This is a genomic window from Bradyrhizobium sp. YR681 (assembly GCF_000282615.1).
Taxonomy (GTDB): Bacteria; Pseudomonadota; Alphaproteobacteria; order Rhizobiales; family Xanthobacteraceae; genus Bradyrhizobium.
Genome location: NZ_AKIY01000247.1, coordinates 1 through 25,330, shown reverse-complemented (window position 1 = coordinate 25,330; position 25,330 = coordinate 1). Strand labels below are relative to the sequence as shown.

The 25,330-nt window shown below is 65.1% G+C and carries 24 protein-coding genes; 14 read left to right on the top strand and 10 right to left on the bottom strand.

All coding sequences use genetic code 11. The annotated features are described in order from the left end of the window. Nucleotides 1-27: 27 nt before the first annotated feature. Nucleotides 28-777 (bottom strand): HugZ family pyridoxamine 5'-phosphate oxidase, encoded by a 750-nt coding sequence (locus tag PMI42_RS26565; RefSeq protein WP_008139850.1) that lies wholly within the window; start codon nt 775-777, stop codon nt 28-30. 239 nt (nt 778-1,016) lie between these two features. Here PMI42_RS26565 and PMI42_RS26560 point away from each other — a divergent pair, with 239 nt between their 5' ends. The 5 genes from PMI42_RS26560 to PMI42_RS26540 all read left to right on the top strand — a co-directional run bounded on the left by PMI42_RS26560 (nt 1,017) and on the right by PMI42_RS26540 (nt 5,090). Then, nucleotides 1,017-1,718 carry a response regulator transcription factor gene (locus PMI42_RS26560; protein WP_007597749.1) on the top strand — a complete coding sequence of 234 codons (702 nt, stop codon included), beginning with the start codon at nt 1,017-1,019 and terminating at the stop codon, nt 1,716-1,718. A gap of 180 nt (nt 1,719-1,898) precedes the next feature. Continuing rightward, nucleotides 1,899-3,689, top strand: coding sequence for a sensor histidine kinase (locus tag PMI42_RS26555; protein ID WP_008139848.1), 1,791 nt, complete (start codon nt 1,899-1,901; stop codon nt 3,687-3,689). 26 nt (nt 3,690-3,715) lie between these two features. Beyond that, entirely contained in the window at nt 3,716-4,240 is a 525-nt protein-coding gene (locus PMI42_RS26550) for an HPr kinase/phosphorylase (RefSeq protein ID WP_035966723.1), read from the top strand. A 134-nt stretch (nt 4,241-4,374) separates the two neighbouring features. Further along, nucleotides 4,375-4,776, top strand: coding sequence for a PTS sugar transporter subunit IIA (locus PMI42_RS26545; protein ID WP_007597752.1), 402 nt, complete (start codon nt 4,375-4,377; stop codon nt 4,774-4,776). Continuing rightward, nucleotides 4,773-5,090 (top strand): HPr family phosphocarrier protein, encoded by a 318-nt coding sequence (locus PMI42_RS26540; RefSeq protein ID WP_008139838.1) that lies wholly within the window; start codon nt 4,773-4,775, stop codon nt 5,088-5,090. Before PMI42_RS26545 ends, PMI42_RS26540 begins: the two co-directional genes overlap by 4 nt. 127 nt (nt 5,091-5,217) lie before the next feature. Here PMI42_RS26540 and PMI42_RS26535 read toward each other — a convergent pair whose 3' ends face one another. Further along, the gene (locus PMI42_RS26535) at nt 5,218-6,843 is read right to left on the bottom strand and encodes a glycosyltransferase family 39 protein (protein ID WP_035966721.1); all 1,626 of its coding nucleotides are present in this window, start codon (nt 6,841-6,843) and stop codon (nt 5,218-5,220) included. A gap of 126 nt (nt 6,844-6,969) precedes the next feature. On the opposite strand from PMI42_RS26535, the gene lepA reads away from it, so the two are divergent. Continuing rightward, nucleotides 6,970-8,781: a translation elongation factor 4 gene (lepA, locus tag PMI42_RS26530; RefSeq protein WP_008139833.1), complete on the top strand. Its 1,812-nt coding sequence runs from the start codon at nt 6,970-6,972 to the stop codon at nt 8,779-8,781. Nucleotides 8,782-8,987: 206 nt separating this feature from the next. Here lepA and PMI42_RS26525 read toward each other — a convergent pair whose 3' ends face one another. The 3 genes from PMI42_RS26525 to PMI42_RS26515 form a co-directional block, all read right to left on the bottom strand. Further along, the gene (locus PMI42_RS26525; RefSeq protein WP_008139832.1) at nt 8,988-9,404 is read right to left on the bottom strand and encodes an SRPBCC family protein; all 417 of its coding nucleotides are present in this window, start codon (nt 9,402-9,404) and stop codon (nt 8,988-8,990) included. 338 nt (nt 9,405-9,742) lie between these two features. Further along, complete coding sequence (locus PMI42_RS26520; RefSeq protein ID WP_008139831.1) at nt 9,743-10,273, bottom strand: hypothetical protein; 531 nt, start codon at nt 10,271-10,273, stop codon at nt 9,743-9,745. 70 nt (nt 10,274-10,343) lie between these two features. Beyond that, nucleotides 10,344-11,306 carry a tetratricopeptide repeat protein gene (locus PMI42_RS26515; protein ID WP_008139830.1) on the bottom strand — a complete coding sequence of 321 codons (963 nt, stop codon included), beginning with the start codon at nt 11,304-11,306 and terminating at the stop codon, nt 10,344-10,346. Between the two features lie 170 nt (nt 11,307-11,476). Between PMI42_RS26515 and PMI42_RS26510 the strand changes: the two genes are divergently transcribed. After that, nucleotides 11,477-11,785 carry an antibiotic biosynthesis monooxygenase family protein gene (locus tag PMI42_RS26510; protein ID WP_035966704.1) on the top strand — a complete coding sequence of 103 codons (309 nt, stop codon included), beginning with the start codon at nt 11,477-11,479 and terminating at the stop codon, nt 11,783-11,785. A 401-nt stretch (nt 11,786-12,186) separates the two neighbouring features. On the opposite strand, the gene PMI42_RS26505 is transcribed toward PMI42_RS26510, so the two are convergent. From PMI42_RS26505 to PMI42_RS26495, 3 genes are all read right to left on the bottom strand, one after another. Further along, nucleotides 12,187-12,876, bottom strand: coding sequence for an aspartate/glutamate racemase family protein (locus tag PMI42_RS26505; RefSeq protein ID WP_008139828.1), 690 nt, complete (start codon nt 12,874-12,876; stop codon nt 12,187-12,189). After that, the gene (locus PMI42_RS40285; RefSeq protein ID WP_210160935.1) at nt 12,858-13,391 is read right to left on the bottom strand and encodes a hypothetical protein; all 534 of its coding nucleotides are present in this window, start codon (nt 13,389-13,391) and stop codon (nt 12,858-12,860) included. Before PMI42_RS40285 ends, PMI42_RS26505 begins: the two co-directional genes overlap by 19 nt. Nucleotides 13,392-13,459: 68 nt before the next feature. Beyond that, on the bottom strand, nt 13,460-15,097 hold the full coding sequence (locus PMI42_RS26495; RefSeq protein ID WP_008139826.1) for an amidase family protein: 1,638 nt from the start codon (nt 15,095-15,097) through the stop codon (nt 13,460-13,462). A gap of 67 nt (nt 15,098-15,164) precedes the next feature. On the opposite strand from PMI42_RS26495, the gene PMI42_RS26490 reads away from it, so the two are divergent. Both PMI42_RS26490 and PMI42_RS26485 read left to right on the top strand, forming a co-directional pair. Continuing rightward, nucleotides 15,165-15,614, top strand: a complete 450-nt coding sequence (locus tag PMI42_RS26490; RefSeq protein ID WP_008139825.1) for a GNAT family N-acetyltransferase — start codon at nt 15,165-15,167, stop codon at nt 15,612-15,614. 217 nt (nt 15,615-15,831) lie between these two features. Beyond that, nucleotides 15,832-16,983: an acyl-CoA dehydrogenase family protein gene (locus PMI42_RS26485; RefSeq protein ID WP_008139824.1), complete on the top strand. Its 1,152-nt coding sequence runs from the start codon at nt 15,832-15,834 to the stop codon at nt 16,981-16,983. 180 nt (nt 16,984-17,163) lie between these two features. On the opposite strand, the gene PMI42_RS26480 is transcribed toward PMI42_RS26485, so the two are convergent. Continuing rightward, the gene (locus PMI42_RS26480; protein WP_035966702.1) at nt 17,164-19,329 is read right to left on the bottom strand and encodes a putative bifunctional diguanylate cyclase/phosphodiesterase; all 2,166 of its coding nucleotides are present in this window, start codon (nt 19,327-19,329) and stop codon (nt 17,164-17,166) included. 508 nt (nt 19,330-19,837) lie between these two features. On the opposite strand from PMI42_RS26480, the gene mepA reads away from it, so the two are divergent. The 5 genes from mepA (at nt 19,838) to modC (ending at nt 23,871) form a co-directional block, all read left to right on the top strand. Then, the gene (mepA, locus tag PMI42_RS26475) at nt 19,838-20,797 is read left to right on the top strand and encodes a penicillin-insensitive murein endopeptidase (RefSeq protein ID WP_008139822.1); all 960 of its coding nucleotides are present in this window, start codon (nt 19,838-19,840) and stop codon (nt 20,795-20,797) included. A gap of 210 nt (nt 20,798-21,007) precedes the next feature. Continuing rightward, on the top strand, nt 21,008-21,514 hold the full coding sequence (locus tag PMI42_RS26470; RefSeq protein WP_008139819.1) for a hypothetical protein: 507 nt from the start codon (nt 21,008-21,010) through the stop codon (nt 21,512-21,514). A gap of 183 nt (nt 21,515-21,697) precedes the next feature. Beyond that, on the top strand, nt 21,698-22,483 hold the full coding sequence (gene modA / locus PMI42_RS26465) for a molybdate ABC transporter substrate-binding protein (protein ID WP_008139817.1): 786 nt from the start codon (nt 21,698-21,700) through the stop codon (nt 22,481-22,483). Nucleotides 22,484-22,510: 27 nt separating this feature from the next. Then, complete coding sequence (gene modB, locus PMI42_RS26460; protein WP_008139815.1) at nt 22,511-23,206, top strand: molybdate ABC transporter permease subunit; 696 nt, start codon at nt 22,511-22,513, stop codon at nt 23,204-23,206. Between the two features lie 2 nt (nt 23,207-23,208). Beyond that, nucleotides 23,209-23,871, top strand: coding sequence for a molybdenum ABC transporter ATP-binding protein (gene modC / locus PMI42_RS26455; protein ID WP_008139813.1), 663 nt, complete (start codon nt 23,209-23,211; stop codon nt 23,869-23,871). 210 nt (nt 23,872-24,081) lie between these two features. Here modC and PMI42_RS26450 read toward each other — a convergent pair whose 3' ends face one another. Beyond that, nucleotides 24,082-25,239: an IS481 family transposase gene (locus PMI42_RS26450; RefSeq protein ID WP_081502950.1), complete on the bottom strand. Its 1,158-nt coding sequence runs from the start codon at nt 25,237-25,239 to the stop codon at nt 24,082-24,084. Between the last annotated feature and the right edge of the window lie 91 nt (nt 25,240-25,330).

Genomic DNA, 25,330 nt, shown 5'->3' with positions numbered 1-25,330 from the left:
TTGGGTCGCTGCGATGACCGGCAGCGTTCAATTGGTTGCGCCTGAGTCCACCTTTGTGCGCGCTTCGCCAGCGAGGCGGACCAGCATCTTGCGCAGCGCTGTGCCACCCGTCACCCGCTCCGGAAATTCCAGCCGCAGCGCGCTCTGGCCGTCCTGCATGTCGAGGCCTTCGGGATCGCAGCCGGTGCAGCGCCAGTCGCCTGAGGCCGCGCCGAGGAGCTTCGTCGCATAGAGGTTCATGGCGTCGCGATGGTCGGCGTTCATGTGCGCCACCGCCCCTTCCTCCGCGGCCAGCAGGTCGTCCGCCCCGGTGAGATCCGTCAGGAACTGCTCCGGCTTGAGATCGACGATCCGGCCGAAGCCCGCGACCAGATGGGTGGCCGTGGGGCGGATCCTGAAAAACGAGAAATCCTTAAATGAAACAAAGGCTTCCGCCGACGGATGGGCATTGAGATACCGTCGCTGGAGCAGCTCCTTCTCGTCACCGGCCGGCTCGGCCCGTCCGGACAGCATGATCCGGGCGCCCTCCAGGGGGTCGCCGGCTGCGCGCTCGTCCAGCATCAGCGAGACCCGGCCGTCCGCCACGATATTCTTGGTGTGCACGGCGAGGCCCGAGATCAGCAGGATGGGCGAGCCGTCGGGGTGGCTGGCCAGATTGACCAGGGAACAATAGGGATCGCCGGAGCCCGGCATCAATGTTGCGAGAGCCCCCTGCCGCGACCGGCGCAGCAGCGATCTGGCGAGCTTTTGGGGAGCGAAATCGGGGGTCGGTTGCATGGGCTTTCTCGGCTCAGGTGGTTGCAAGGAGGGCCTTTTTTCGGGTAAACGGGGGCCTGGTTATGGGTCGACATGCGGCAAATCTGCCGTGTTTCGTGGAACTTGGTCACACTTCAGCCCAGCTTGCATTGCTCGGTGACAAGGTTCGAACGCCAATTCGGCACCCATGTATGCGGCGCATCAGTGGATTGCTCGCCGTTTAAGCCACGACCCAAACGGAAAGCAGAAAGCAGAGGCTCATGCCCACAATCGCTTTGGTCGACGACGACCGCAACATTCTCACATCCGTCTCGATCGCGCTGGAAGCCGAAGGCTACCGCATCATGACCTACACCGACGGCGCCTCCGCGCTCGACGGTTTCCGCACCACCCAGCCCGATCTTGCCATCCTCGACATCAAGATGCCGCGCATGGACGGCATGGAGACGCTGCGCCGCCTGCGGCAGAAATCCGACCTGCCGGTGATCTTCCTGACCTCCAAGGACGAAGAGATCGACGAGCTGTTCGGCCTCAAGATGGGCGCCGACGATTTCATCCGCAAACCGTTCTCGCAGCGCCTGCTGGTCGAACGCGTCAAGGCCGTGCTGCGCCGCTCGGCGCCGAAGGACCCGACCGTCACGCCGAAGGAGAACGACGCCAAGGCGCTCGACCGCGGACTTCTGCGCATGGACCCGGAACGCCATACCTGCACCTGGAAGAACGAGCCGGTGACGCTGACCGTCACCGAATTCCTGATCCTCCAGGCGCTCGCGACCCGGCCCGGCGTGGTGAAGAGCCGCAACGCGCTGATGGACGCCGCCTATGACGACCAGGTCTATGTCGACGACCGCACCATCGACAGCCACATCAAGCGGCTGCGCAAGAAGTTCAAGGTGGTCGACAACGAGTTCGAGATGATCGAGACGCTCTACGGCGTCGGCTATCGCTTCAAGGAAGCCTGAGGCGCGAGGCGCCTTCACAAAGGCAGAGCGCTGCGCCGGTTCTGATTCCATCGGGACCGGGATGGCTCTTCAGGTTATTGTCCGAGCATGATCTTTTCGGAAAACCGCTGCACACTTTTCCGGATCATGCTCTAGGATGCGGGGGCCGTCGCACGAGCTGTCCTAACGCGGGCGTAAGCATTGCTTGACCGAACGCAGCCTGATTCGAGTTCGAACGCCGAGGACCATGCCTCTCGCGGCGGGTCGGATCATGAGGACAAGCCAGCCAAGCAGGGCTGGCGGCCGCTGAACTGGCTGAAGCGCGCCGGGCAGTTCTTCTTCGCGCTGTCCTTCTCGAGCCTGACCCGCCGCATCGTCTCGCTCAACCTCGCCGGCCTCGTCGCGCTGGTGGCGAGCATCCTGTATCTGTCGCAATTCCGCGCCGGCCTGATCGACGCGCGCGCGCAGAGCCTCTTGGTGCAGGCCGAGATCATCGCCGGCGCGATCGCGGCCTCCGCGACCGTGCAGACCAACGCCATCACCATCGACCCCGACCGCCTGCTCGACCTCAAGACCGGCGACAGCTACGGCGGGACCGACGATTCGCTCGATTTCCCCATCAATCCCGAGCGCGTGGCGCCGGTGCTGCGCACGCTGATCTCGCCGACCAAGACCCGCGCGCGGATATTCGATCCCAACGGGACGCTGCTGCTCGACAGCCGTGACCTCGACAATGTGCTGAGCTTCCCCCTGCCCCCACCGTCGCAGAAGCCGGGCCTCGCCGAACGCGGCATGGTGGCGGTCCGCACCTGGCTGAACCGCGGCGACCTGCCGCTCTATCGCGAGCTCGGGCGCGAGAACGGCAATGGCTATGCGGAAGTCGGCGATGCGCTCCAGGGGCAGAAGCGCTCGATGGTGCGGGTCAATCCGCGCGGCGAGGTGATCGTCTCGGTCGCGGTCCCCGTGCTGCGCTCGCGCGCCATCCACGGCGCGCTGATGCTGTCCACCCAGGGCGACGAAATCGACCAGATGGTGACGGCCGAGCGCCTCGCCATCCTGAAAGTCGGCGGCGTCGCTGCCGCCGTCATGATCATGCTGTCGCTGCTGCTTGCGAGCACGATCGCAGGTCCCGTGCGCCGGCTCGCCGACAGCGCCGAGCGCGTCCGCCGCCGCATCAAGACCCGCGTCGAGATCCCCGATTTCACCCGCCGGCGCGACGAGATCGGGCATCTGTCCGGCGCGCTGCGCGACATGACCAATGCGCTCTACAGCCGCATCGAGGCGATCGAGATGTTCGCCGCCGACGTCGCCCACGAGCTGAAGAACCCGCTGACCTCGCTGCGCTCCGCGGTCGAGACCCTGCCGCTGGCGCGCAACGAGAACAGCCGCGCACGCCTGCTCGAGGTGATCGAGCACGACGTCAAGCGGCTCGACCGCCTGATCTCCGACATCTCCGACGCCAGCCGGCTCGACGCCGAGTTGCAGCGGCAGGATGCGGTCCCGGTCGACCTGCGCCGGTTGCTGGGCACGCTGGTCTCGGTCGCCAACGAGACCAAGCTCGGCCACGACGTCGCGGTCGAGGCGCGCTTCGAGGGGCGCGGGGCGACCGACAATTTCGCCGTGACCGGCCACGATTCGCGGCTGGGACAGGTGGTCTCCAACCTGCTCTCCAACGCGCAATCCTTCTCCGAACCCGGCAGCAAGGTGCGCCTCGTGTGCCGCCGCGCGCGCGGAGAAATCGAGATCGTGGTCGACGACGACGGTCCCGGCATCCGCGACGACGCGCTGGATCGCATCTTCGAGCGCTTCTACACCGACCGTCCGCACCAGGGCTTTGGCCAGAATTCGGGGCTCGGCCTGTCGATCTCCAAGCAGATCGTCGAGGCCCATGGCGGCCGCATCTGGGCCGAGAACCGCGCAGGCCCGCCTGATGACGAAGGCGTCCCGACGGTCTCAGGCGCGCGCTTCGTGGTGAGGCTGCCGGCGCTATGAGCCAAGGCGGCTCGAACGAAGCCAGCTTGAACGACGGCGGACCCAGCGTACACGCCTCCGCGGTCAAGGTCGGCAATCTGGCAGTGCTGATCCGCGGCCCCTCGGGCTCGGGCAAGTCGCGCCTTGCCTTCGATTTGATCATGGCGGGGCGCGCAGGCGTGGTCGAAACGGCCGTTCTGGTCGGTGATGACCGTGTCCATCTGGCGACACTCGGCGATGAAATTGAGGTCCGCCCGGCGCCCGTGCTGGCCGGCCTGATCGAGATCCGGGGCCTCGGAATCCGCCGCTGCGACTTCGTGGAGCATGCGACCGTCGGCCTCGTGGTCGATCTGGACGCGGCGGACGCGGAACGGCTACCGCCGGCCGAATCCCTGAAAACCAGCATTTTAGGTGTCGAAATACCGCGAATCCCGGTTGGCCGCGACTATTCGCCCCTCCCTTTGGTTGTCGCGGCCTTGACCACTACCAAGAGTTCATCTTCCGTTAACCCTTCAGGCGATTGTTTGAAGGGAAATGGTAACCATATGAGCCCCACTATCGCGACCGAATAGACCGGCGCAGCTCCCCTCATCCATCCGTCTAGATTCAGGGAGATACGCAACATCCCCTCTTGCGCGGGGGCTCTGGATGGTCAAAGTGGCGCGTTCGTGCGGTGCACCAAAAGCGCCCGCGAGGAGTTTTTCCGATGATTGGTCTAGTACTTGTGACCCACGGGCGCCTTGCCGACGAATTCAAGGCAGCGCTTGAGCATGTCATGGGCCCACAAAAGCAAATCGAAGCGATCACGATCGGCGCCGAAGATGATTCCGATCTGTGCCGAAGCGACATCATCGAGGCGGTTAACCGCGTCGATTCCGGCGACGGCGTTGCGATCCTCACCGACATGTTCGGCGGCACGCCGTCGAACCTTGCAATATCCTGCATGAGCCGGCCGAAGGTCGAAGTGCTGGCGGGCATCAACCTGCCCATGCTGGTGAAGCTCGCCAAGGTGCGTGAGGAGCGTCCGCTGCCCGACGCGATCGCGATGGCGCAGGAAGCCGGCCGCAAATACGTCACCATCGCCAGCCGCGTGCTCGCCGGCAAATGAGCGACGACGCGCCGCAAGCCGGGACGGGCGTGCCCGCGGGCGCGATCTCCAAGGAGCTCCTGATCATCAACAAGCGCGGCCTACATGCGCGGGCCTCGGCGAAGTTCGTCCAGGCGGTCGAGCGCTTCAACGCGCAGGTGTGGGTGACGCGCGGCGGCGAGACCGTCGGCGGCACCTCGATCATGGGCCTGATGATGCTCGCGGCAGGACCAGGCACGACGATCACGGTCGCGGCCGCCGGGGCTGAGGCGGAAGCAGCGCTGGCTGCGATCACCGAACTCGTTGAGAGCAAGTTCAACGAGGAAGGGATCTGAGCCACGCGCTCACTGCCGTAGGGTGGGCAAAGGCGCATCGCGCCGTGCCCACCATCTCTCGACAATCACAACGGATGTGGTGGGCACGCTCCGCTTTGCCCACCCTACGAGACTTGCGGCACCTCAATCACTTCGCCGGGCCTGCGATGTAGATGTTCCAGCTCATCGCCGGGCCGGCCTTGCCGTGAACGAAGCGGCGCGTCGTCATCACGATGCGCTCGGCATCCGGCGCAGTCTCCGACACCCATTTCTCGAACGCCGGCAGGCGACCGTCGGTCGGATCGAACACGCCGATGAAGCCGTACGTCTTCACGTCATCGCGCGAGGTCAGGCCGGAATCCCAGGCCTCCAGCGGCAGCAGCGCGGACGGATGATCCGGGCTGTAGAACACCAGCGGCTGGATCTGCTCCATGGTGCCTGCGACGACGGCCCAGCGCGAGCCGAAGCGGGTGCGCCAGGTCTGGGTCAATTCGCGGGCGAGCTCCGAGCGTGCGCCATAAATCTGTGCGTTGCCGGCATTGGCGGCCATCTCGCGCGCGGCGATCCAGGGCGAGGCGGCGAGCGTGGCGAGGCTGAGCACCAGCCAGATCGCGGTGATGTTGAACAGCACGGCACTCTGCACCCGCAGCGCGGGGATCGCGACCAGCGCGAGCGGCACCAGGAAGAACAGCGAGATGCCCCAATCGGTCTTCATGTAGATGCTGAAGGCGAGCGCGCCGAGCGGCGGGCCGACCGCAACGATGATCTGGATGATCCAGACGTTGCGCGCCTGTGAAACATCGACGCCTGAATTGCCGCCGCGCGCCCAGGCGCGCGTGACGATGCGCGATGGCGCGCGCAGCAGCAGCGAGCGCCACGGCGGCACCAGCGCCATCGCGAGCGCGGCCAGCGCAACCGGCAGCGCCAGCAGCGCGACATTATGCAGGGCATAGCCGGCGACGAGCTGATGCACGAGGCCGGCATCCTCGAGGCTGTAGGTATCGCCGGCATAGGTCAGCGGCACGAAATGCACGCCCGCAAGCCAGACGATGTGCGGGATCATCGCGACCAGCATCGTCACGATCGCCACCCACGGCGCCGGCGACAGCAGGAAGCGCATCCGCTCGGGATGGATCAGCGCGGCCAAGCCGATGGCGCCGATCATGGTGAGCACCCAGTATTTGGTCATCAACGCCAGCGCGCCGGCGAGCCCGAACCAGATGCCGGATTGCCAGCTGCGCTTCTCGAAGGCGTTGAGATAGGCAAGCACCAGCAGCGGCAGCGTGACGAGCTGGAGCAGGTCGGGATTGTACTTGAAACCCTTGAAATTGAAGATCGGGTAGAGCGCGACCATCACCACGACCAGGAACGCGCGCCGCGCATCCACGACGCGCAGGGCCAATAGCCAGCAGATCACCATGCCGACGCCGACGGTCGCCATCGCCAGCGCATAGGTCGCCCAGTCCGTCGCCGGGAACAGCCTGAACCAGAGGCCGGCGACCCAGCCCGACAGCGGCGGGTGCTTGCCGTAGCCCCACAGGAATTTCTGGCCCCAGCCCCAGGCTTCCGCGACGTCCATGTGAACGTCCTGCGCTGCCTTGAGATTGATCAGGATGAAGGTCCAGATCACGGCATGCAGGATCGCGAGCTGGATCACCAGCCACGGGCGCGCCTCGGGGCGGGTCGTGCTGGCAACCAGCCAGGCCCGGAAGCGGTCAAAGCTCACCCGGGCTTTGACGCGCGGTCGGGCGGAGGGGATCGAGGTGGTCGACATCAGCCTGGACATGGGCCGTTGCGTAGCGCGTTTTGGCCCGTCGTGGAATCAGCTTGGCGTGAAGAAAGGCCCTGAAAATACAGCAATATGGTTGCCGCACGGGGATGTGAGTGGTATCCCGCGCCCATGACGACCGTCCCCATTTCCAACATCCGCAATTTCTCCATCGTCGCCCATATCGACCATGGCAAATCGACGCTGGCCGACCGCCTGATCCAGATGACCGGCGGCCTCACCGACCGCGAAATGGCGGGCAAGGAGCAGGTGCTCGATTCCATGGATATCGAGCGCGAGCGCGGTATCACCATCAAGGCGCAGACGGTGCGCCTCGCCTACCGCGCCAAGGACGGCAAGGATTACATCTTCAACCTGATGGACACGCCCGGCCATGTCGACTTCGCCTACGAAGTCTCGCGGTCGCTGGCGGCCTGCGAAGGTTCCCTGCTGGTGGTCGACGCCAGCCAGGGCGTGGAAGCGCAGACGCTCGCCAACGTCTACCAGGCGCTCGACAACAATCACGAGATCGTGCCGGTCCTGAACAAGGTCGATCTTCCCGCCGCCGAGCCCGAGAAGGTCAAGCAGCAGATCGAGGACGTCATCGGCATCGACGCCTCCGACGCGGTGATGATCTCGGCCAAGACCGGCCTTGGCATTCCCGATGTGCTCGAAGCCATCGTCACCCGCCTGCCGCCGCCGAAGGGCGATCGCGACGCGACCTTGAAGGCGCTGCTGGTCGACAGCTGGTACGACGTCTATCTCGGCGTCGTCGTGCTGATCCGCGTCGTCGACGGCGTCATGAAGAAGGGCAGCCGCGTCCGCATGATGGGCACGGGTGCAGCCTACGACATCGAGCGCGTCGGCTTCTTCACGCCGAAGATGACTCAGGTCGACGAGCTCGGCCCCGGCGAGATCGGCTTCATCACCGCCGCGATCAAGGAAGTCGCCGACACCCGCGTCGGCGACACCATCACCGACGACAGGAAGCCCGTCACCGAGATGCTGCCGGGCTTCAAGCCGGCGATCCCCGTGGTGTTCTGCGGCCTGTTCCCGGTCGATGCCGACGACTTCGAGACGCTGCGCGCCGCGATGGGCAAGCTGCGGCTCAACGACGCCAGCTTCTCCTTCGAGATGGAAACCTCGGCCGCACTCGGCTTCGGCTTCCGCTGCGGCTTCCTCGGCCTGCTGCATCTGGAGATCATCCAGGAGCGGCTGTCGCGCGAGTTCGACCTGAACCTGATCGCGACCGCGCCGAGCGTCATCTACAAGATGAAGCTGACCGACGGCACCGAGCTCGAGATCCACAATCCCGTCGACATGCCCGACGTGGTCAAGATCGCGGAGATCCAGGAGCCCTGGATCGAGGCGACGATCCTCACCCCCGACGAATATCTCGGCAGCGTGCTGAAACTGTGCCAGGACCGCCGCGGCTCGCAGAAGGAGCTGACTTACGTCGGCGCCCGCGCCATGGTGAAATACGACCTGCCGCTCAACGAGGTCGTGTTCGACTTCTATGACCGCCTCAAGTCGGTCTCCAAGGGCTACGCCTCGTTCGACTATCATCTGACCGACTACAAGCCGGCCGACCTCGTCAAGATGCAGATCCTGGTCAACGCCGAGCCGGTCGATGCGCTCTCGATGCTGGTCCACCGCACCCGCGCCGAAGGCCGCGGCCGCGCCATGGTCGAAAAGATGAAGGAGCTGATCCCGCCGCACATGTTCCAGATCCCGATCCAGGCGGCGATCGGCGGCAAGGTGATCGCCCGCGAAACCGTCCGCGCCCTGCGCAAGGACGTCACCGCAAAATGCTACGGCGGCGACATCACGCGTAAGCGAAAACTTCTGGAGAAGCAGAAGGAAGGCAAGAAGAAGATGCGGCAGTTCGGCAAGGTCGACATCCCGCAGGAAGCCTTCATTGCCGCGCTGAAGGTGGATAGCTGAGGCGACGCCCGGCACGAGCCGATCGCCATGACCGGCAAGCAAGAACTGCGAAAACAACCCCATGCACAGTAGCCGCCCCATTGGCGGCATTGCGCTTTTTGGATTTTACGAAATCCATTTGACCCGTCGGGCAAAACAGGGGTATGGTGGCATCATCGCAGCGTGTGTGATGCAGGCATCCGTCACCTACTCCGACCGTTGATCAATCACAACTTACTCTGCTTCGCCTCCACGTATCGTGCGAAGTTGTCGAGGATTGCCTGCCAGCCGCCTTGCTGCTGCTCGACCGAGTGCGTGGGTTCGCTATCGAAGACGATGCGGACGACAACGCCCTTGGGGCCGGGCACGAACTCGATCTCGGCCTTTCGATCGCCGAACGCATATTCGATCAGCTTGTGCTCGACGATGGTCGTGTAGGTGCCGGCGAAGTCAAAGCCTATGCTGCCGTCCTTGGCTTCCATGCGAGACGAGAAGACGCCGCCTTCTCGCAGGTCGGCCGTAGCCTTGGTCGTATGCCAGTCGTCGGACGCGGCATTCCACTTCACGATGTCCGCGGGCGTCGTGTAGGCGCGCCAGACCTGGTCGATCGGGGCTGCGACGGTGGCTTCGACAGTGATCCTCATGGGCATTGCTCCAGTTACGATTTTGACGGCGGCATCGCTTAGGTGGGTAGGGTCCATCCACGGCACGTCCGGGATGTGTCCATCCAAGGACGATCGAGACCAGTCCGTGCCGACAAGGTCGAGCCGTCAAAGCGCTGAAAGCACAAAAAAGTGCCGTCAAGATGTCTGTTGGTCACCCACTAGCGACCACGCTCTTGGGAAACCCCATCGCCCTCGGGGCGCCGGCATATCGGGTATTCTTGTTAGCTCGATCCAATTGTGAGGATGAAGCTTGATGGGTCTCGCTTCGCTCGACCGGTCCTACGAACTGCTCACGAACTCGAAGCGCTGTCATCGCATCAGCAGATTTTCCGGAAGCGCGCCCGCCAGTGCGGTGCCCTAACCGGCGGCAGCAGGTAGCTTTTGCCTTCGGCCGCGATCGTCAGGGGCTGCCGGGAGTCCAGCAGGTCTAGGACGCGGCTTTGCAGCGCGCGCCATTTGTCTTCGGCGAGCTCGGGATCGCCGAGATCCGGCTGGTTGAACATCGAGGTATCAGGCGGGAAGGAGCCGGGAGCGGCGTGGGTGAAGCCGGCGAAATCCATCTGCGTCTTGCCGTCGGCAATCGTGATCGCGGCCGCGGTGTGGTCTTGCGGCGGCGCTTGCCCCGGATAGACCGCATCCAGCTCGAAATGCGTCCCGCAGCCGATGCGAAAGACGGTCTTGCCGCTGGTGTCGTAGAAGCCGAGCCATGGCCGATCCTGGCGGTCGACCTCGAATCGCCAGGCGCCCTTCCAGATATCTTTCGATGGAGCGCCGGCCGCCGACGCCACCGACAATCCGAGACACGACAGGGCGACAACGAGTCCGAGCAGCCTCGCGGGCGGCCTCATGACAAGCCCCCGATTTGATCCGCGACAACCCTGACAGCAGCAAGCGTGTCGGACGACTTGGCCGGCATCTTCAGCTCGCCCGTGTCTTCCCGCGAATGGCCGCCGCCCGCTTGAGCACCTGCTGGGCATCGGCCAGGCGACCTTCCTCCTTGTAGAGATCGGCAAGGTTCTCCAGGACATCGGCCAGATCCGGATGGTTCGGACCGAGCGTCTTTTCCATGGTGGCCACCGATCGCTTGAACAGCCGCTCGGCCTCGGCGTTCCGGCCCTGACGCGCGTAGAGCGCGGCCAGATTGTTCAGCGCCTGCGCGACGTCGGGATGATCGGGCCCGAACGCCTTCTCGGTCACCGCCATCGACCGCTTGAGCAGCCGCTCGGCATCGGCGTAGCGATGCCGATGGATGTAGGCATCGGCGAGGTTGCTCATCAGCACCGTGGCTTCGGGATCGTCGGGGCCGTGCGCTTTTTCGAGAACGGCGAGCCCCCTCTTGAACAGCGGCTCGGCCTGCTCGTACCGCCCCTGATTGCTGTAGACGGCGCCGAGGTTGCACAACGCCAGCACGATCGAGGGATCATCGGGACCGAGCGTTTTCTCGCTGACGGCGATCGACCGCTTGAGCAGCGGTTCGGCTTCCGCGTAACGCTCCTCGGCGCGGTAGAGATCGCCCAGATTGTTCAGCACCATTGCGACTTCCGGGTGATCCGGACCGAGCGTCTTCTCCCGGATGGCCAGTGCGCGCTTGTACAGCGGCTCGGCAACGGCGAACTGGCCCAGATTGTAGTGGATCGTGCCGAGATCATTCAGCGGCATCGCGACGTTGGCGTCGTCAGAGCCGAACTCCTTCTCGCGAAGGGCCAGCGACTTCTGGGCCAATGGCAATGCTTCGATGTATTTACCGGCGCGGTAAAGTTCTTTCATCTGCTGCGCGAGGGTGCCCGCTTCATCCTGTTCCGCACGGGATGGCGTGCCGAGCGACAGGCTGAGCGCGAGCGCGGCGACCGCAACACGGATCGATGCTTTCAGGGCCTTCATCGCGCGTTCCTTCGTGGGGGCGGCTCAGGACGTACGCGCCTTTGGTGCTCCCGGAGGCCGGACAGGTTCAATGCGGGCGGGGTCAACGGCGCAGCAACCAAGCCATGCGACTACCCTGGCCCGAAAATACTGCCGCGACTTAATGGGTGCCACGAGCTAGAATTGCGGTGATGTCCCATCGAACCAACCCCGTCACGTTTGCGCTCATCGCCCGAATACCTCCAGAAGGTGTCGCGGATTTTCGCGCCTACGAAGACGCCGTCCTGCCGCTGCTGCCAGAGTTCAACGGATGTCTGGAGCGGCGTCTTCGCAATCCGGATGGCACCGTCGAGATGCACATCGTCAGCTTTGCGTCCGAAGCGGACTTTCAAAATTACCGGAACGATCCGCGGCGGACGGCACAGGCGCGGTTGCTGGAGAAGTCGGCTGCGACGCTTGAGCTGCTCCCGATGCAGGACGTCCAAAGCCTGATGACATGAACCTCGCCTGACGCCTCGACGAAGGTGCGTTCCCTCCCCCTTGCGGGCAGGGCTATCGCATAGGGATTTAACGGGGATCGCGGGCTTGCTCCGCCTCTCCCGCTTGCGGGAGAGGCCGACGCGCCCCGGGCGATGCGAGGCATCGTCCCGCGCGCGGCGGGTGAGGGCTCTCACCCCTTGGGGATTCCCTCCGCAATTCTCGACGCCCCCATTGCGGAGACAGCCCTCACCCCAACCCTCCCCCGCACGCGGGGGAGGGAGCTCACTGCCGATGCAGCCAAACTGAGCGCGCCACATGCGATTGCCCCTCCCCCACAAGGGGGGAGGGAACGGAAGGAGCGTCAGCTACTGGCTCAACTCGTCTCGCCCCCATCACGCTCTCATGTCCAGTCAGACCACCATCACCCGATCGCGAAATCGGCCGCCGTCTCGGCGTGAATCGCCGTCGTGTCGAACGTCTCGACCGACGTATCGCCCGCACCGACCAGCATCGTGATCTCGGTGCAGCCGAGGATGATGCACTCGGCGCCGGCGGCGACGAGCGCGGCCATCACGTCCTGATAGCGGCGGCGCGAGAGCGCGGTGACGTTGCCGAGGCAGAGCTCGTCGTAGATGATGCGGTTCACGTCGGCCCGCGCGTCTGCGGGAGGGACGAGGACGTCGAGGTCGTGCGCGCGGAGCCGGTCGATGTAGAAATCCTCCTCCATCGTGAATTTGGTGCCGAGCAGCCCGACCCGCCGGTAACCTTTGGAGCGAATGCGCTCTGCGGTCGCATCGCCGATGTGAATGAAGGGAATCGTGACATTCGCCGCGATCTCGGGCGCCAGCTTGTGCATCGTGTTGGTGCACAGCACGATCGCACGCGCGCCGGCATTTTCAAGACGCCGCGCGACGTCCGCAAGGCTCGCCGCAGCCTCGTCCCAGCGGCCGGCATATTGCATCTCCTTGATCGCCTGAAAGTCGTAGGAGTACATCAGCAGCGGGGCCGAATGCAGCTTGCCCATGCGATCGCGGACGCGCTCGTTGATGAGCTTGTAATAAAGCGCGGTGCTCTCCCAGCTCATGCCTCCAATCAGGCCGATCGTCTGCATTCCTTCGTCTCCGCAAATGGCACGGCGGGATCGTAGACGAAGAGATTGAGACTCGCCACCGCGATGCGGAATGGCTCGAAGAGCAGCGCCGCCCGGATTGAACCCGCCATAAACCCGGCGACACCAAACCAGGTCGCGCCAATGCAATTACCGCCGTATCCCGCCCTTGGATGCGCGATACGGACGAAACGGGTCTGCGGATGCAATTTTTCCTCAGTGAGATCGTCGCTCGAATCGTCGCGGTCTATCTCTGCGTCGATTGCATCCGCATGCTGCGGGATGGCTATTCCAGGCGGGAAATCAGGGCGTTCAGTCCCGATCTCGTGATCTGGCTGCTGGACTGGTCGCGGCAGGTTTTCCAGAGGGACACCGCACCGGTGCAGTACTGGATGGAAATGGGCCATCAGGCCGTGTGCCTGGCGGCGTGCCTCGTCGTTGCGATCTTCGGGTGGTGGGTGCCGAACGGATGAATTCTCCGGTGTGATGGGACCAGGCTCGGTCGAGCTGCGGTTCACCTCTCCCTACGGGAGAGGTGATTCGAATTCCAGGCACGCGTTTCGACCCAATCAAATTCCATCGCGCTTTAGAGCGCCGCCAAACCGGGCGGCGGCTTGCGCATGTTCGACGCCTGCTCGTAGGCGTAGGCCAGGCGCAGCAGCTTGTGCTCGCTCCAGGCGGCCCCAGCGAAGGTGACGCCGAACGGATGATCGGGCGTCTCCTTGTCGCGAACACCGGACACGAAGCCGCCGGGCACCGAGACGCTGGGATAGCCCGCCTTCGCCGGCATCACACAGCCTCCGCTGCCCGGAAACAGCACCGCATCCAGGCTGTGCCCGTTCATGTAGGCGTCCATCCCGCGTGTCCTGGCGGCGAGCAGGTCCATGGCGCGCGCCGATTTGTATTCGCGCTCGCTAAGGTCGCCCCGGGTCGCGTTGGCGGCGAGGAACAGGTCCTGACCGTAACGCAGCGCCTTCTCCGCGTTGGCCTCGTTGAAGGCGACGATGTCGGCGAAGGTCTTGATGCCGGTGCCGGTCGCCCAGTCCTTCAGATAGAGATTGAGACCGTATTTCAGCTCGTAGAGGAAGACGATCGGCGCCCCCGCCGGATTGCCCTTGTTGGGGCTCAGCGGATTGCGGTTGAGCACGGGCATGCCAGTGCCCGGCCCGCCGATCCAACCGGCCGCCGGCATAGCCGCGCGCACGATGACGGCGCCGAGGTCCTCCAGCACCTTGATCGCATCCGCCATCACCTTCGCCGATGCCGGCGGCAGCTTGCCGTAATAGGGATCGTTGAGGGGATCGGCGGGATCGCTCGGCACGCCGATGCGCGCGCCCTTCATCGCATCGCGCGTGAGGCCAGCGGTGTAATCGGCAGGGCGCTTCTGCCGCTCCGTGGCGGGATCGCGCGGGTCACTGGCGGCCAGCACGTTGAGGAGCAGTGCCGCGTCGCGCACGGTGCGCGTCATCGGTCCCGCGGTGTCCTGGCTGTGCGCGATCGGCAAAATGCCGGCCCGGCTGATCAGCCCGACCGTCGGCTTGACGGTGACGAGGCCATTCTGACTGGCAGGAAACAGCAGCGAGCCCGAGGTCTCGGTGCCGATCGCGGCCGCGCAGAGACCTGATGCCACGGCGACAGCCGAACCCGAACTCGACCCGCCGGGAGTGACGACCGGACTGCCGTGCTCGTCCATCAACGTCGGTGCATAGGGGTTTTTTACCTGCCCGCCCAGCGACGAATAGCCCGAGGGCATCTCGATCGCGAGGATGTTGGCAAACTCCGTCAGGTTCGCCTTGCCGAGGATCACCGCGCCGGCCTTGCGCAGCAGCTTGACGATGGTGGCGTCGCCTTTGGCGCGCGCGCCCTCCAGCGCCAGCGAGCCCGCCGTGGTCGGCTGCTTGTCGCCGGTGGCGATGTTGTCCTTCAGCAGGATCGGCACGCCGGCCAGCGGCCGCCTGGCCGATGGCCTGGTGCCGTCGAGCTTGCCCGCGATCTCCAGTGCATCGGGATTGAGCGCGCGCACAGCGTTGAGCATGTGCCCATTGCGGTCATAGGCCTCGACGCGCGCGAGATAGGCTCTGGTGAGCGCCGTGGCGGTGACCTGCCCATGGGCCAGGGCATCGATGACATCGCTCATGGACGCATCCGCGAGCTCTGGCACGCTCGCCCCGGCGCGGGTGGCGGTCGTGGCGGGGCGCGCGTTGCGGCGGACCGGCTTCGTCATGGGGTGCCTCTTGGACGGGGTCCTGCGAACATGCTACAAGCGGTAACATTAAACAGCGGAGCGGTCCATGGACTACACGATCCGGCCCGCGCTCGAAGATGACGCAGGCGACATCAGCTTAGTCATCCTGCGCGCGCTGCGTGAGACCAATGCGAAGGACTATACGGACGGGATCATCGCGAGGGTCGAGCGCAGCTTCAGCCCGGACGCCGTGCGGGCGCTGATCGGGAAACGCACCGTCTTCGTCGCCACGTTCGGAAGCCGCGTCGTGGGAACGGCGAGCCTTGACGGAAGCGTGGTCCGCACGGTCTTCGTGGCTCCCGATGTTCAGGGAAAGGGAATCGGCAGGCTGCTGATGGCCGAGATCGAGCGCACGGCGCGCGAGCGGAGCATGGCCGCGTTGACGGTCCCGTCGTCGGTGACCGCCGAGACTTTCTACGCAAGGCTCGGGTTCAATGCCGTGCGCGACAGCTATCACGGTGACGAACGCACGATCATCATGGAGCGGCTGCTATAGTCCGCAGCCCGAATGAAGCGAAGCGCAATCCGGGTTGGTCGCCGCCGGTTCCAGCGGCCCCGGATTTCGCTTCGCTCCATCCGGGCTACGGGAGATCGAGAGATTTAAGATCGTGGCCCGCAGGGCAGGCACCGGGATGTGATCTTGATCCTCCTCACCAAATAGACCACCATCGCGCCTCTCACCGCTCACACCAAGAATGGGCGAGGAAACGCGCATGAACGCAGTTCCCGGGGTTGGCCTCGTCGAACGGGCGCGGGCCATCGCGCCGCTGATCGCGGGCGAGGCTGACGAGATCGAGCGCACGCGGCGGCTGACCCCGGCCGTCGTTTCCGCGCTGCGCGAGAACGGGCTTTATCGCGCGCTGCTGCCGCAAAGCCTCGGCGGTACTGAAGCTGCGCCGGAACATTTCATGCAGATGCTGGAGGAGATCGCGAAGGCGGATGCTTCCACCGCCTGGTGCCTTGGCCAATGCAGCGTCTGCGCGATGATCGCGGCCTGGCTCGACCACGATACCGCGCACGAGATCTTCAACACGGCGCAAGGCATCCTCGCCTGGGGTGCGATCGCGCATGAGGCGCGGGCGGTGGACGGCGGTTACCGCGTCACGGCGCGCTGGGATTTTGCCTCGGGCTCGCGGCAGGCGAGCTGGCTGGGCGCGCATGTTCGTATCGTCGGCGCGGACGGTGTGCCGCGCAGAAATGCAGATGGCGCGGCGGAGGTACGCACCCTCCTGTTTCCGGCCGCAAGCGCCGTGCTGCACGACGTGTGGCAGGCGATCGGGCTCGCCGGCACCGGCACGGATTCGTATGAGGTTGCCGACCTCTTCGTCCCCGAGCGTTTCACGGCGTTTCGTGACGTGCCGTCTGCATTGCGCGAGACGGGGCCGCTCTACAGGATCGGCACCGGCTCGACCTACAGCCTCGGCTTTGCCGCGGTCTCGCTCGGCGTCGCGCGCGCTACGCTGGATGCGGCCATTGCGCTGGCGCGCGGAAAACATCAGTCGCTGGCGGCCGGCACCATGCGCGACAACCAGGCGGTCCAGGGCCTGATCGGCCGCACCGAGGGAGATTTGCGCGCCGCGCGCGCCTATCTCTATGCGACGGCGCATGCGATGTGGCGGGAGCTGTCCGCGACCGGTGAATTCAGCGCGGCGCATCGCAGCGCCGTCAGGCTCGCCGCGACCTGGACCATCCATCAATCGGCCAAGGTGGTCGACACCGCCTATCACATGGCCGGCGCGACCGCGGTGTTCCGCAGCAACCCGTTCGAGCGGCGATTTCGCGACATGCACGCAATCGCGCAGCAGATCCAGGCGCGCGACACGCATTACGAGGATGTGGGCAAGGCGATCCTGGCGGGGGGATGATGACAGCCGCAACGGTGCTGCGCTCCCCCCCCCGCTTGCGGGGGAGGGTTGGGGAGAGGGTGTCTCCGCGGTGGGAATCCCAGCGTGGAGAGAGCCCTCACCCGCGCCTTCGGCGCGACCTCTCCCGCAAGCGGGAGAGGTTAACCGAGAGAGCGGCGCGTCCCTTACGTCAGGATCCGCTCACGCCACCAGCGCGGCGGCTTCGTCGTCGCCGCCATCGATGCCGCGCTGCGCGGCGAGCAGGCTGATGATCTCGACGTTGGGACGGGCCTTGCTGAACAGAAAACCCTGGCCCTCGTCGCAGCCTTCGGCGCGGAGGCAGCTCAGCTCGGCTTCGGTCTCGACGCCTTCGGCGGTGATGGTGACGCCGAGGCCTTTGCCGAGGCTGACGATGGAGCGAATGATCGCCTGGGCCTCGCGGTTGGCCCCGAGATCGCGCACGAAGGACTGGTCGATCTTGATCTTGTCGAACGGGAAGCTGCGCAAATAGCTGAGGCTGGAATAGCCGGTGCCGAAATCGTCCATCGAGATGCGCACGCCGAGCGCGCGCAAGGCATGCAGCGTCGCCAGCACCTGCGCGCTCTTCTCCAGGAGCAGCGTCTCGGTGATCTCGAGCTCGAGCCGCCGCGCCGGCAGACCGGACTGCTTCAGCGCGTCCGTCACCACCGAGAGCAGATTGCCGCTGCGGAACTGGAGCGGCGACAAATTGACGGCGACGCGGACGTCGTCCGGCCAGGTCGCAGCGTCCAGGCAGGCGCGGCGCAGCATCAGGCCGCCGAGCGGATTGATCAGGCCGGTTTCCTCGGCGACCGGAATGAATTCGGCCGGCGAGACCATGCCGCGCTCGGCATGCGGCCAGCGCACCAGCGCCTCGAAGCCGGTGATGCGGCCGCTCTGGAGATCGACCAGCGGCTGGTAATAGGGACGCAGCACGTCGTTCTGGATCGCGTCGCGCAGCTCGACCTCGATCTTGCGGCGGCTCTGTGCCTTGGCATCGAGCGCGGCCTCGAAAAACGCAAACGTGCCGCGGGCGTCCAGCTTGGCGCGCGACAGCGCCATGTCGGCGCTCTTGAGCAGCTTTTCGGAATCATCGCCGTCGCCCGGCGCCATCGCGATGCCGATGGAGGCGCCGATCACCACGGAATGGCCGTCGAGCAGATACGGGTCGGAAATGGCTTCCAGCAGGCGTTTTGCGAGCAGCACCGCGTCTTCAGGCCGCGTCAGACCGCTCTGGACGATGGCGAACTCATCCGAGTTCAACCGCGCCAGCGCGTCGTCCTCGCGCAAGGTCGAGCGCAGCCGCTTGGCGACGCCGCGCAGCAGCTTGTCGCCGACCGTGTGCCCCAGCGTGTCGTTGACCGCCTTGAAATTGTCCAGCCCCAGCATCAGCAGCGCGACCTTGTCGGAGCTGCGCCGCGTATGCGAGAGCATCTCGTCGACCTGCTGGCGCAGCAGGTTGCGATTGGGCAGGCCGGTGAGCCCGTCATGCTGGGCCATGAAGGCGAGCCGGGCCTCGGCGCGCTTGCGCTCGGTGATGTCCATCAGCGCCAGCAGCACCGCCGGCCGCTCGGCATAGGTCAGCTCGCGGGAATAGATCGCAAGGTCGATCAGCGCGCCGTCGGCCTTGACGTGCTTCCAGGTGCGCCCGGCCTGCTCCTCGCCGGAGAGGTCGACGGTCCAGGGCGGCTCGCTGTCGAAGGCCTGCAGGGCGCGGATCGTCAGTTTCTCGAACTCGGCGCGACTGTAGCCGTAATGGGCGATCGCGGCATCGTTGACGCCGAGGATACGCTCGTCGTCCAGCGCACAGACGATCATGGGAACGGGATTGCCGTCGAACAGCAGGCGGAACGAGGCCTCGCGCTGCTTCAATTCGGTGATGTCGACGCGCAGGCCGACGACGCCGCCGTCGTCGGTACGGCGTTCCTCGATCAGGATGACGCGGCCGTCCGACAGCGTCTGCTCGTGGCGCTTGCCGGGCTCATAGAGCTTCTTCAGCCGCTGGGCGATCCATTCGTCCTCGTGGCCCATGGCTTCCGGATAGTCGCCGCGGGCGACACCGACGCGGAGCGTGTCTTCGAGGCGCGCGCCTTCCGCGAACAGATCGGCCGTCTTGCTGTAGATCTCCGCATATTGCTTGTTCCAGAGAACGTAGCGGCCCTCGGGGTCGAGAATCACGATGCCCTGCGGCAGCAGGTCGACGGCCTGGCGCAGCCGCTCATGCGATTTGCGCGCTTCCGTGATGGCCGCCTCGGTTTCCGCACGGCTCTGCACGAGTTCGTCGTGCTCGACGGGCCGGTGCGGCGCGCGCGCGAATCGCGGCTTGCGCGGCCCTTGGCCGGCAAGCAATTTGCGCTTTCGCTTTCCCTGTTTTCGAGACCCCAAACTCAACGTCACATGTCCCAGTCGCACTTGCGGCCGCAAGCCTTGAGGCAAGTCTTGGGGCAAGTGTCTGAAAAAAAAGTAATCTTGGCCGGCCCGGCGATCCGGCCACAGGCGCCACGACGCTGCTGCGTCCGGCCTTTTGCCTGTTTGCAAGGCGCGATATCGCGGGTGTACGCACCAAACCGGCCCGCCCGTCGCGATCGGACGGAAACGCTGGCGCAAAATTGCGCGCTCGCGTGAATCATTTCCGCGATCGCGCGCAATTGCATGCGGCCTGCGGGTATTCCTCACGTCGCGCACGAATTTTGGTCAATGCAGGATACGGTTATCGCGTCGTTAAAGAACGGCCCGCCGGCATACGACTTTGTGATGATCTGGAAACATTCCGGTTCAGATCGACCGAGAACCGGGCTCGCGATGGGCGAAGATCCTGTGCGGCATCGGCGTGGGGTTGGGGTATAAGGATGTCAGCATGAGTCCCCGCCGCCTCGCCCCTCTCCTGCTCGTCATGACGCTCGTCGTCATAAAAGTCCTGGCCGCCGGCGGCGCGCTGGCCCAGGACAAGGGCAGCGTGACGCCCAAACCGCTGCCGCCGATCGCCAATCCGAACGATCCCACGGTCGGCGCCCGCGAGTTTTTTGCGCGAAAGCTGCTGCCCTCGACGGGGCCGGCGCATGTGATCGGCTCCTACACCAGGGGCTGCATCGGCGGCGCCATGCAGATGCCGCTCAACGGCGACAATTGGCAGGTGATGCGGCTGTCGCGTAACCGCAATTACGGCCACCCCGACATGATCGCGCTGATCAAGCGCCTTGCCGCCAGGGCGCACAAGGACGCGGGCTGGCCGGGCATTCTGGTCGGCGACATCGGCCAGCCGCGCGGCGGGCCGGCGCTGTCGGGCCATGCCAGCCACCAGGTCGGGCTCGATGCCGACATCTGGCTGACGCCGATGCCGGACCACCGGCTCTCGCGCGAGGAGCGCGAGGAAATGTCGGCCGTGATGATGGTGCGGCCGGACCGGCTCGACATCGATCCGAAGGTGTTCACGCCTGCCCACGTGCTGGTGCTGCGCGATGCGGCGCGCGAGCCGGCGGTGCAGCGCATCTTCGTCAATGCCGCGATCAAGAAAGCGCTGTGCCGCGAGGCCAAGGGCGACCGCGCCTGGCTGTCGAAGATCAGGCCGTGGTGGGGCCACGACTATCACTTCCACATCCGCATGCACTGCCCGGCGGGCGCGAGCGAATGCGAAGGCCAGCCGTCGCAGTCGGAAGACGAAGGCTGCAAGCCAGCCGATCTCGCCTACTGGTTCAGCGACGGCGTGCTGCACCCCAAGCCCCCGCCGGAGCCGCCCAAGCCAAAACCGCCGATGACGCTGGCGCAGATGCCGGCCGCCTGCAAGGTGGTGCTGCATGCGGGCGACGCGAAGCCGTAACGTACGCTGCCGCCTCACCCACCGCTGTCGTCCCGGGGCGCGAAGCGAGCCCGGGATAACGACGAGTTGGTTGGTTCGCGCTACCCAAATGCGCTAGGATGGCCCTGCCGCCGTGCCGTAAGCCCGCGGCATTCCGGGATGCGCATCCCGTTCTCCAACAAGCCTGACCGCAAGCCCGCAGCTTTTGCGTGGCCAACGATGAGATTTGACATGCGCGTCCTCACCTTCCTCGCTGCGCTCACGCTTGGCGCGACCTCTGCTCTGGCTGCCGAAGAGCCGAGCGGGTGCGACAAGTTCAAATGGCCGATCGAGCGCGAGCGCGCGGCGCTCACCGCGCCGGACCGTGCCAAGCTCGCTTCGGGGGCCGAGCAGGCCGCCCTGCCCGCATCGGCCATCACGCTTGGACTGGTTGCCCCCGCGGACGCAAAACTGCCGACGCCGCCGGAGCGGGCGCCGAAGGACGGCAGCTTTGCCGGCTTCACCAGCATCAAGGCGGTGCCTAAGGCAGGCCTCTACACGGTCAGCCTGTCCAGCGGGGCCTGGGTCGACGTGGTCCAGGACGGGCATGTCCTCAAGCCCGTGGCCTTCAGCGGCGCCACCGATTGCGACGGCATCCGCAAGACCATGAAATACCAGCTGTCGGCCCAGCCCTTCGTGGTCCAGGTCAGCGGCGCCCGGGACAATTCGCTCTCGATTGCGATCCTGCCGGCGCCATAGGTCAGACAAACAGTCGCCTTTGACCTGAGGCCCCGGCCTGCTATCTTCGATGCCAGCGATATCCCTGCCGGCCGTAAGCCGTCGCAAGGCCCTGTGGAACAGCGCTTCCGCCCGTCGCGGCCCAACCACCCAACGCCGGATTTGCGCGCGCTTTTGTGCGCGAGTTCGCACGGAGCGCACCCCATGATTCGTATCGCCGGACTTTTCACCGCTTTCATCCTCTTCGCAGGCGCGGCCCTTTCGCCTGCCGCCGCGCAGGACAAGACCATCACCGTGTTCGCGGCAGCCTCGATGAAGAACGCGCTCGACGAGGTCGACGCCGCCTACACCGCCAAGACCGGCGTCAAGTTCAGCGTCTCCTATGCCGCGAGCTCGGTGCTCGCCAAGCAGATTGAGCAGGGCGCGCCGGCCGACGTGTTCGTCTCCGCCGACACCGACTGGATGGACTACGCCATCTCCAAAAAGACCATCAACGAGCCTTCCAGGGTCAATCTGCTCGGCAACAGCATCGTGCTGATCGCGCCGAAGGATTCCAGGATCGACAATGTCACGATCGCGCAAGGGTTCGATCTCGCAAAGCTCGCCGGCGACGGCAAGATCGCGACCGGCGACGTCAAGTCGGTGCCGGTCGGCAAATATGCCAAGGCAGCGCTGGAGAAGCTTGGCGCCTGGACTGCCGCGGAGCCGAAATTCGCGATGGCCGAGAGCGTGCGCGCGGCGCTGACGCTGGTGGCGCGCGGCGAGGCCAATCTCGGCATCGTCTATTCCACCGACGCCAAGGTCGAGCCGGGCGTGAAGATCGTCGGCACCTTCCCGGCGGAGTCGCACCCCGCGATCATCTATCCGGTCGCCGCGACCACGACCGCGAAGCCGGAAACGAATGACTATCTCGCCTTTCTGCGCTCGACCGCGGCCAAGACCATCCTGGAAAAGTACGGCTTCAAGTTCCTGGTCAGCCCGACGACCTGATTTCTGCGACCTGATACCTACGACTTGATGTTCGACATCTCTCCCGCCGAATGGACGGCGATCCTGCTCTCGCTCAGGGTCGCCGTCATCGCCACGCTGGTCGCAACGCCGTTCGGCATTGCGCTGGCATGGCTGCTCGCGCGGCGTGATTTCTGGGGCAAGTCGGTGCTCGATGCCGTCGTGCATCTGCCGCTGGTCTTGCCGCCTGTTGTCACCGGCTATCTCCTGCTCCTGACCTTCGGCCGCAAGGGACTCGTCGGTGGATTTTTGGCCGAGTATCTCGGCATCGTCTTCTCATTCCGCTGGACCGGTGCTGCGCTCGCCTGCGGGATCATGTCGTTTCCGCTGCTGGTGCGGCCGATGCGGCTGTCGATCGAGGCGATCGACCGCAGGCTCGAGCAGGCGGCCGAAACGCTTGGCGCCGCTCCCTGGAAAGTGTTCTTCACGGTGACGCTGCCGCTGGCGCTGCCCGGCGTGCTCGCCGGCATGGTGCTCGGTTTTGCCAAGGCGATCGGCGAGTTCGGCGCGACCATTACGTTTGTCTCCAACATTCCCGGCGAGACCCAGACGATTTCGTCGGCGATCTATTCGCTGATCCAGACGCCCGACGGTGATGCCGCTGCGGGCCGGCTCGTGATCGTCTCGGTCATTCTGGCGCTGGGCGCGCTGATATCAGCCGAATGGTTCGCCCGCCGCGCCACGCAACGCCTGCACGGGAACTGACCATGCTGCGCGTCGACATCGAAAAGCAGCTCGGCGAGTTCTCGCTGTCCGCGTCCTTCAGCAGCGAAGGCCGCGTCATCGGCCTGTTCGGCGCCTCGGGCGCCGGCAAGAGCTCGCTGGTGAATATGATCGCAGGGCTGTTGCGGCCCGACCGCGGCACCATCGTGATCGACGGCGAGACCGTGGACGACACCGCGGCCGGCATTCATGTGCCGACCTGGCGCCGCCGCATCGGCTATGTCTTTCAGGATGCGCGGCTGTTTCCGCATCTCAATGTCGCGCAGAACCTCGACTACGGACGGCGGATGAATGGACTCGCGCCCGATCCGGCCCAGCACAAGCGCATCGTCGACCTGCTCGACATCGGCGCGCTGCTGGATCGCCGCCCCGGAAAACTCTCCGGCGGCGAGCGCCAGCGCGTCGCGCTCGGCCGCGCGCTGCTGTCAAAACCGCGGCTGCTGCTGCTCGACGAACCGCTCGGTGCGCTCGACGAAGGCCGCAAGCTGGAGATTTTGCCCTATCTGGTGCGGCTGCGGGACGAGGCCAATGTCCCCATGGTCTATGTCAGCCACGACGTCGCGGAGTTGCGGCAGCTGGCGACGCAGATCGTAATGCTGAAGCAGGGGCGGGTGACATCGTTCGGCGGGGTGAAGGTGCTGACGTGAGGCCGTAGCCCGGATGGAGCGTAGCGCAATCCGGGATTCTTTTCTCGCGGACGCTGCGGCCCCGGATTACGCTTCGCTCCATCCGGGCTACAAGGGCTGATGAGGGCCTATGGCCCATCCCCGTCATTGCGAGCGCAGCGAAGCAATCCAGAATCTTTCCGTGGGTCGCAGTCTGGATTGCTTCGCTGCTGTTCAGCCCGGACACATAGCTTACACCTGTTCGGGGACATGGTTGACACTTTTGGGGTTACGCAAATCGATCGTTCCGATCTGATGGGCGGCAAAGAATATTCCGAACTTTCCGTCAGCGCTGAGCTGGCGAATGGCGAGCCTCTCGGCACGGAAGGCTTGCGGGACTTTCCAGAGCTGTCCCTTGAAGCTGACATAGGCCTTGGTGGTAGAGACGGAACGGACGATCTCGCCCTCGTCGTACTCCACGGTTGGAAGGCGATCCGGCATGGGGCGCTGGCTCGGCCGATAACGGCTTGCGGGCACATCGAAGCCCAATGCCTCGTGCGGTCGATCGAGATTGTAGACGGCTCGCCATTGGTCGAACGCCCGCTGGGCATCAGCAAGGTCCCGATAGCGCTTGAAGGCGAGAACCTCGGCTTTCAGGCTGCGGTGGAACCGTTCATTCTTGCCTCGGCTCTGGGGATGATAGGGCCGGCTGTGAATCGTGCGGATGCCGAGCTTGAGAAGCCACACCGTCAGCGTGGTCCAGGGGTCTTCAAGGGTGAAGCCCCAGGGGCCGCCATTGTCGACGAACATCGCATCCGGCAGTCCGTAACGGCGGAACGTCGTCTCGAGATGGCCTCGTACCGTCGAGCCTCGTTCGTTGTCACAGGCTGCCAAGCACAAGGCAAAGCGCGAGTGATCATCAAGCGTCGTCAGTGGATGACAAGACACGCCGTTCTCCAGCGCACTGTGTCCCTTGAAGTCCATTTGCCAAAGCTGATTGGGCGTATCCCTCTCGAAGCGCGTATACGGCTGTCCAGGCGTGCCCGCAGGCTCCTTCACCCGATCGTAACGTCGTAGAATCTCGTGCACGGTCGATATCGCCGGAATGGCTTGCCGGTTGCGCTTCAGACGATGCGCGAGTTTGCGCGCTCCCCAAGCCGGGTGAGCATCGCGCAACTCGACGATCTGCTGCTCGGTCGCAGCAGCTGTACGCTTCGGGCTGTGATGAGGTCGTCGCGACCGGTCCGCCAACGCCGTATCGCCTGCATCGTACCGCTGGATCCACTTGTAGCCAGTCGGGGCGCTGATGCCGAACTGCCGGCACAGCTGCCGCAGGTTCACTCCCTCCTGCTTGGCAAGCATCACAAACTCTCGCCGTTGATCCATGACTGACACCTCTCGCCACGGCATCGTTCGCCCCCTTGTTTGACGAATCGAGCCGATTTTGATGTGTCAACCATGTCCCCGAACACCTGTAAGTCATGTCTCCGGGCTAAACACT

Bases quoted from the DNA above. Each gene is read 5' to 3' on its own strand.
- PMI42_RS26565 (WP_008139850.1), bottom strand. From the start codon at position 777: ATGCAACCGACCCCCGATTTCGCTCCCCAAAAGCTCGCCAGATCGCTG.
- PMI42_RS26560 (WP_007597749.1), top strand. From the start codon at position 1,017: ATGCCCACAATCGCTTTGGTCGACGACGACCGCAACATTCTCACATCC.
- PMI42_RS26545 (WP_007597752.1), top strand. From the start codon at position 4,375: ATGATTGGTCTAGTACTTGTGACCCACGGGCGCCTTGCCGACGAATTC.
- PMI42_RS26540 (WP_008139838.1), top strand. From the start codon at position 4,773: ATGAGCGACGACGCGCCGCAAGCCGGGACGGGCGTGCCCGCGGGCGCG.
- PMI42_RS26535 (WP_035966721.1), bottom strand. From the start codon at position 6,843: ATGTCGACCACCTCGATCCCCTCCGCCCGACCGCGCGTCAAAGCCCGG.
- lepA (WP_008139833.1), top strand. From the start codon at position 6,970: ATGACGACCGTCCCCATTTCCAACATCCGCAATTTCTCCATCGTCGCC.
- PMI42_RS26525 (WP_008139832.1), bottom strand. From the start codon at position 9,404: ATGAGGATCACTGTCGAAGCCACCGTCGCAGCCCCGATCGACCAGGTC.
- PMI42_RS26520 (WP_008139831.1), bottom strand. From the start codon at position 10,273: ATGAGGCCGCCCGCGAGGCTGCTCGGACTCGTTGTCGCCCTGTCGTGT.
- PMI42_RS26515 (WP_008139830.1), bottom strand. From the start codon at position 11,306: ATGAAGGCCCTGAAAGCATCGATCCGTGTTGCGGTCGCCGCGCTCGCG.
- PMI42_RS26510 (WP_035966704.1), top strand. From the start codon at position 11,477: ATGTCCCATCGAACCAACCCCGTCACGTTTGCGCTCATCGCCCGAATA.
- PMI42_RS26505 (WP_008139828.1), bottom strand. From the start codon at position 12,876: ATGCAGACGATCGGCCTGATTGGAGGCATGAGCTGGGAGAGCACCGCG.
- PMI42_RS26495 (WP_008139826.1), bottom strand. From the start codon at position 15,097: ATGACGAAGCCGGTCCGCCGCAACGCGCGCCCCGCCACGACCGCCACC.
- PMI42_RS26490 (WP_008139825.1), top strand. From the start codon at position 15,165: ATGGACTACACGATCCGGCCCGCGCTCGAAGATGACGCAGGCGACATC.
- PMI42_RS26485 (WP_008139824.1), top strand. From the start codon at position 15,832: ATGAACGCAGTTCCCGGGGTTGGCCTCGTCGAACGGGCGCGGGCCATC.
- mepA (WP_008139822.1), top strand. From the start codon at position 19,838: ATGAGTCCCCGCCGCCTCGCCCCTCTCCTGCTCGTCATGACGCTCGTC.
- PMI42_RS26470 (WP_008139819.1), top strand. From the start codon at position 21,008: ATGCGCGTCCTCACCTTCCTCGCTGCGCTCACGCTTGGCGCGACCTCT.
- modA (WP_008139817.1), top strand. From the start codon at position 21,698: ATGATTCGTATCGCCGGACTTTTCACCGCTTTCATCCTCTTCGCAGGC.
- modB (WP_008139815.1), top strand. From the start codon at position 22,511: ATGTTCGACATCTCTCCCGCCGAATGGACGGCGATCCTGCTCTCGCTC.
- modC (WP_008139813.1), top strand. From the start codon at position 23,209: ATGCTGCGCGTCGACATCGAAAAGCAGCTCGGCGAGTTCTCGCTGTCC.
- PMI42_RS26450 (WP_081502950.1), bottom strand. From the start codon at position 25,239: ATGCCGTGGCGAGAGGTGTCAGTCATGGATCAACGGCGAGAGTTTGTG.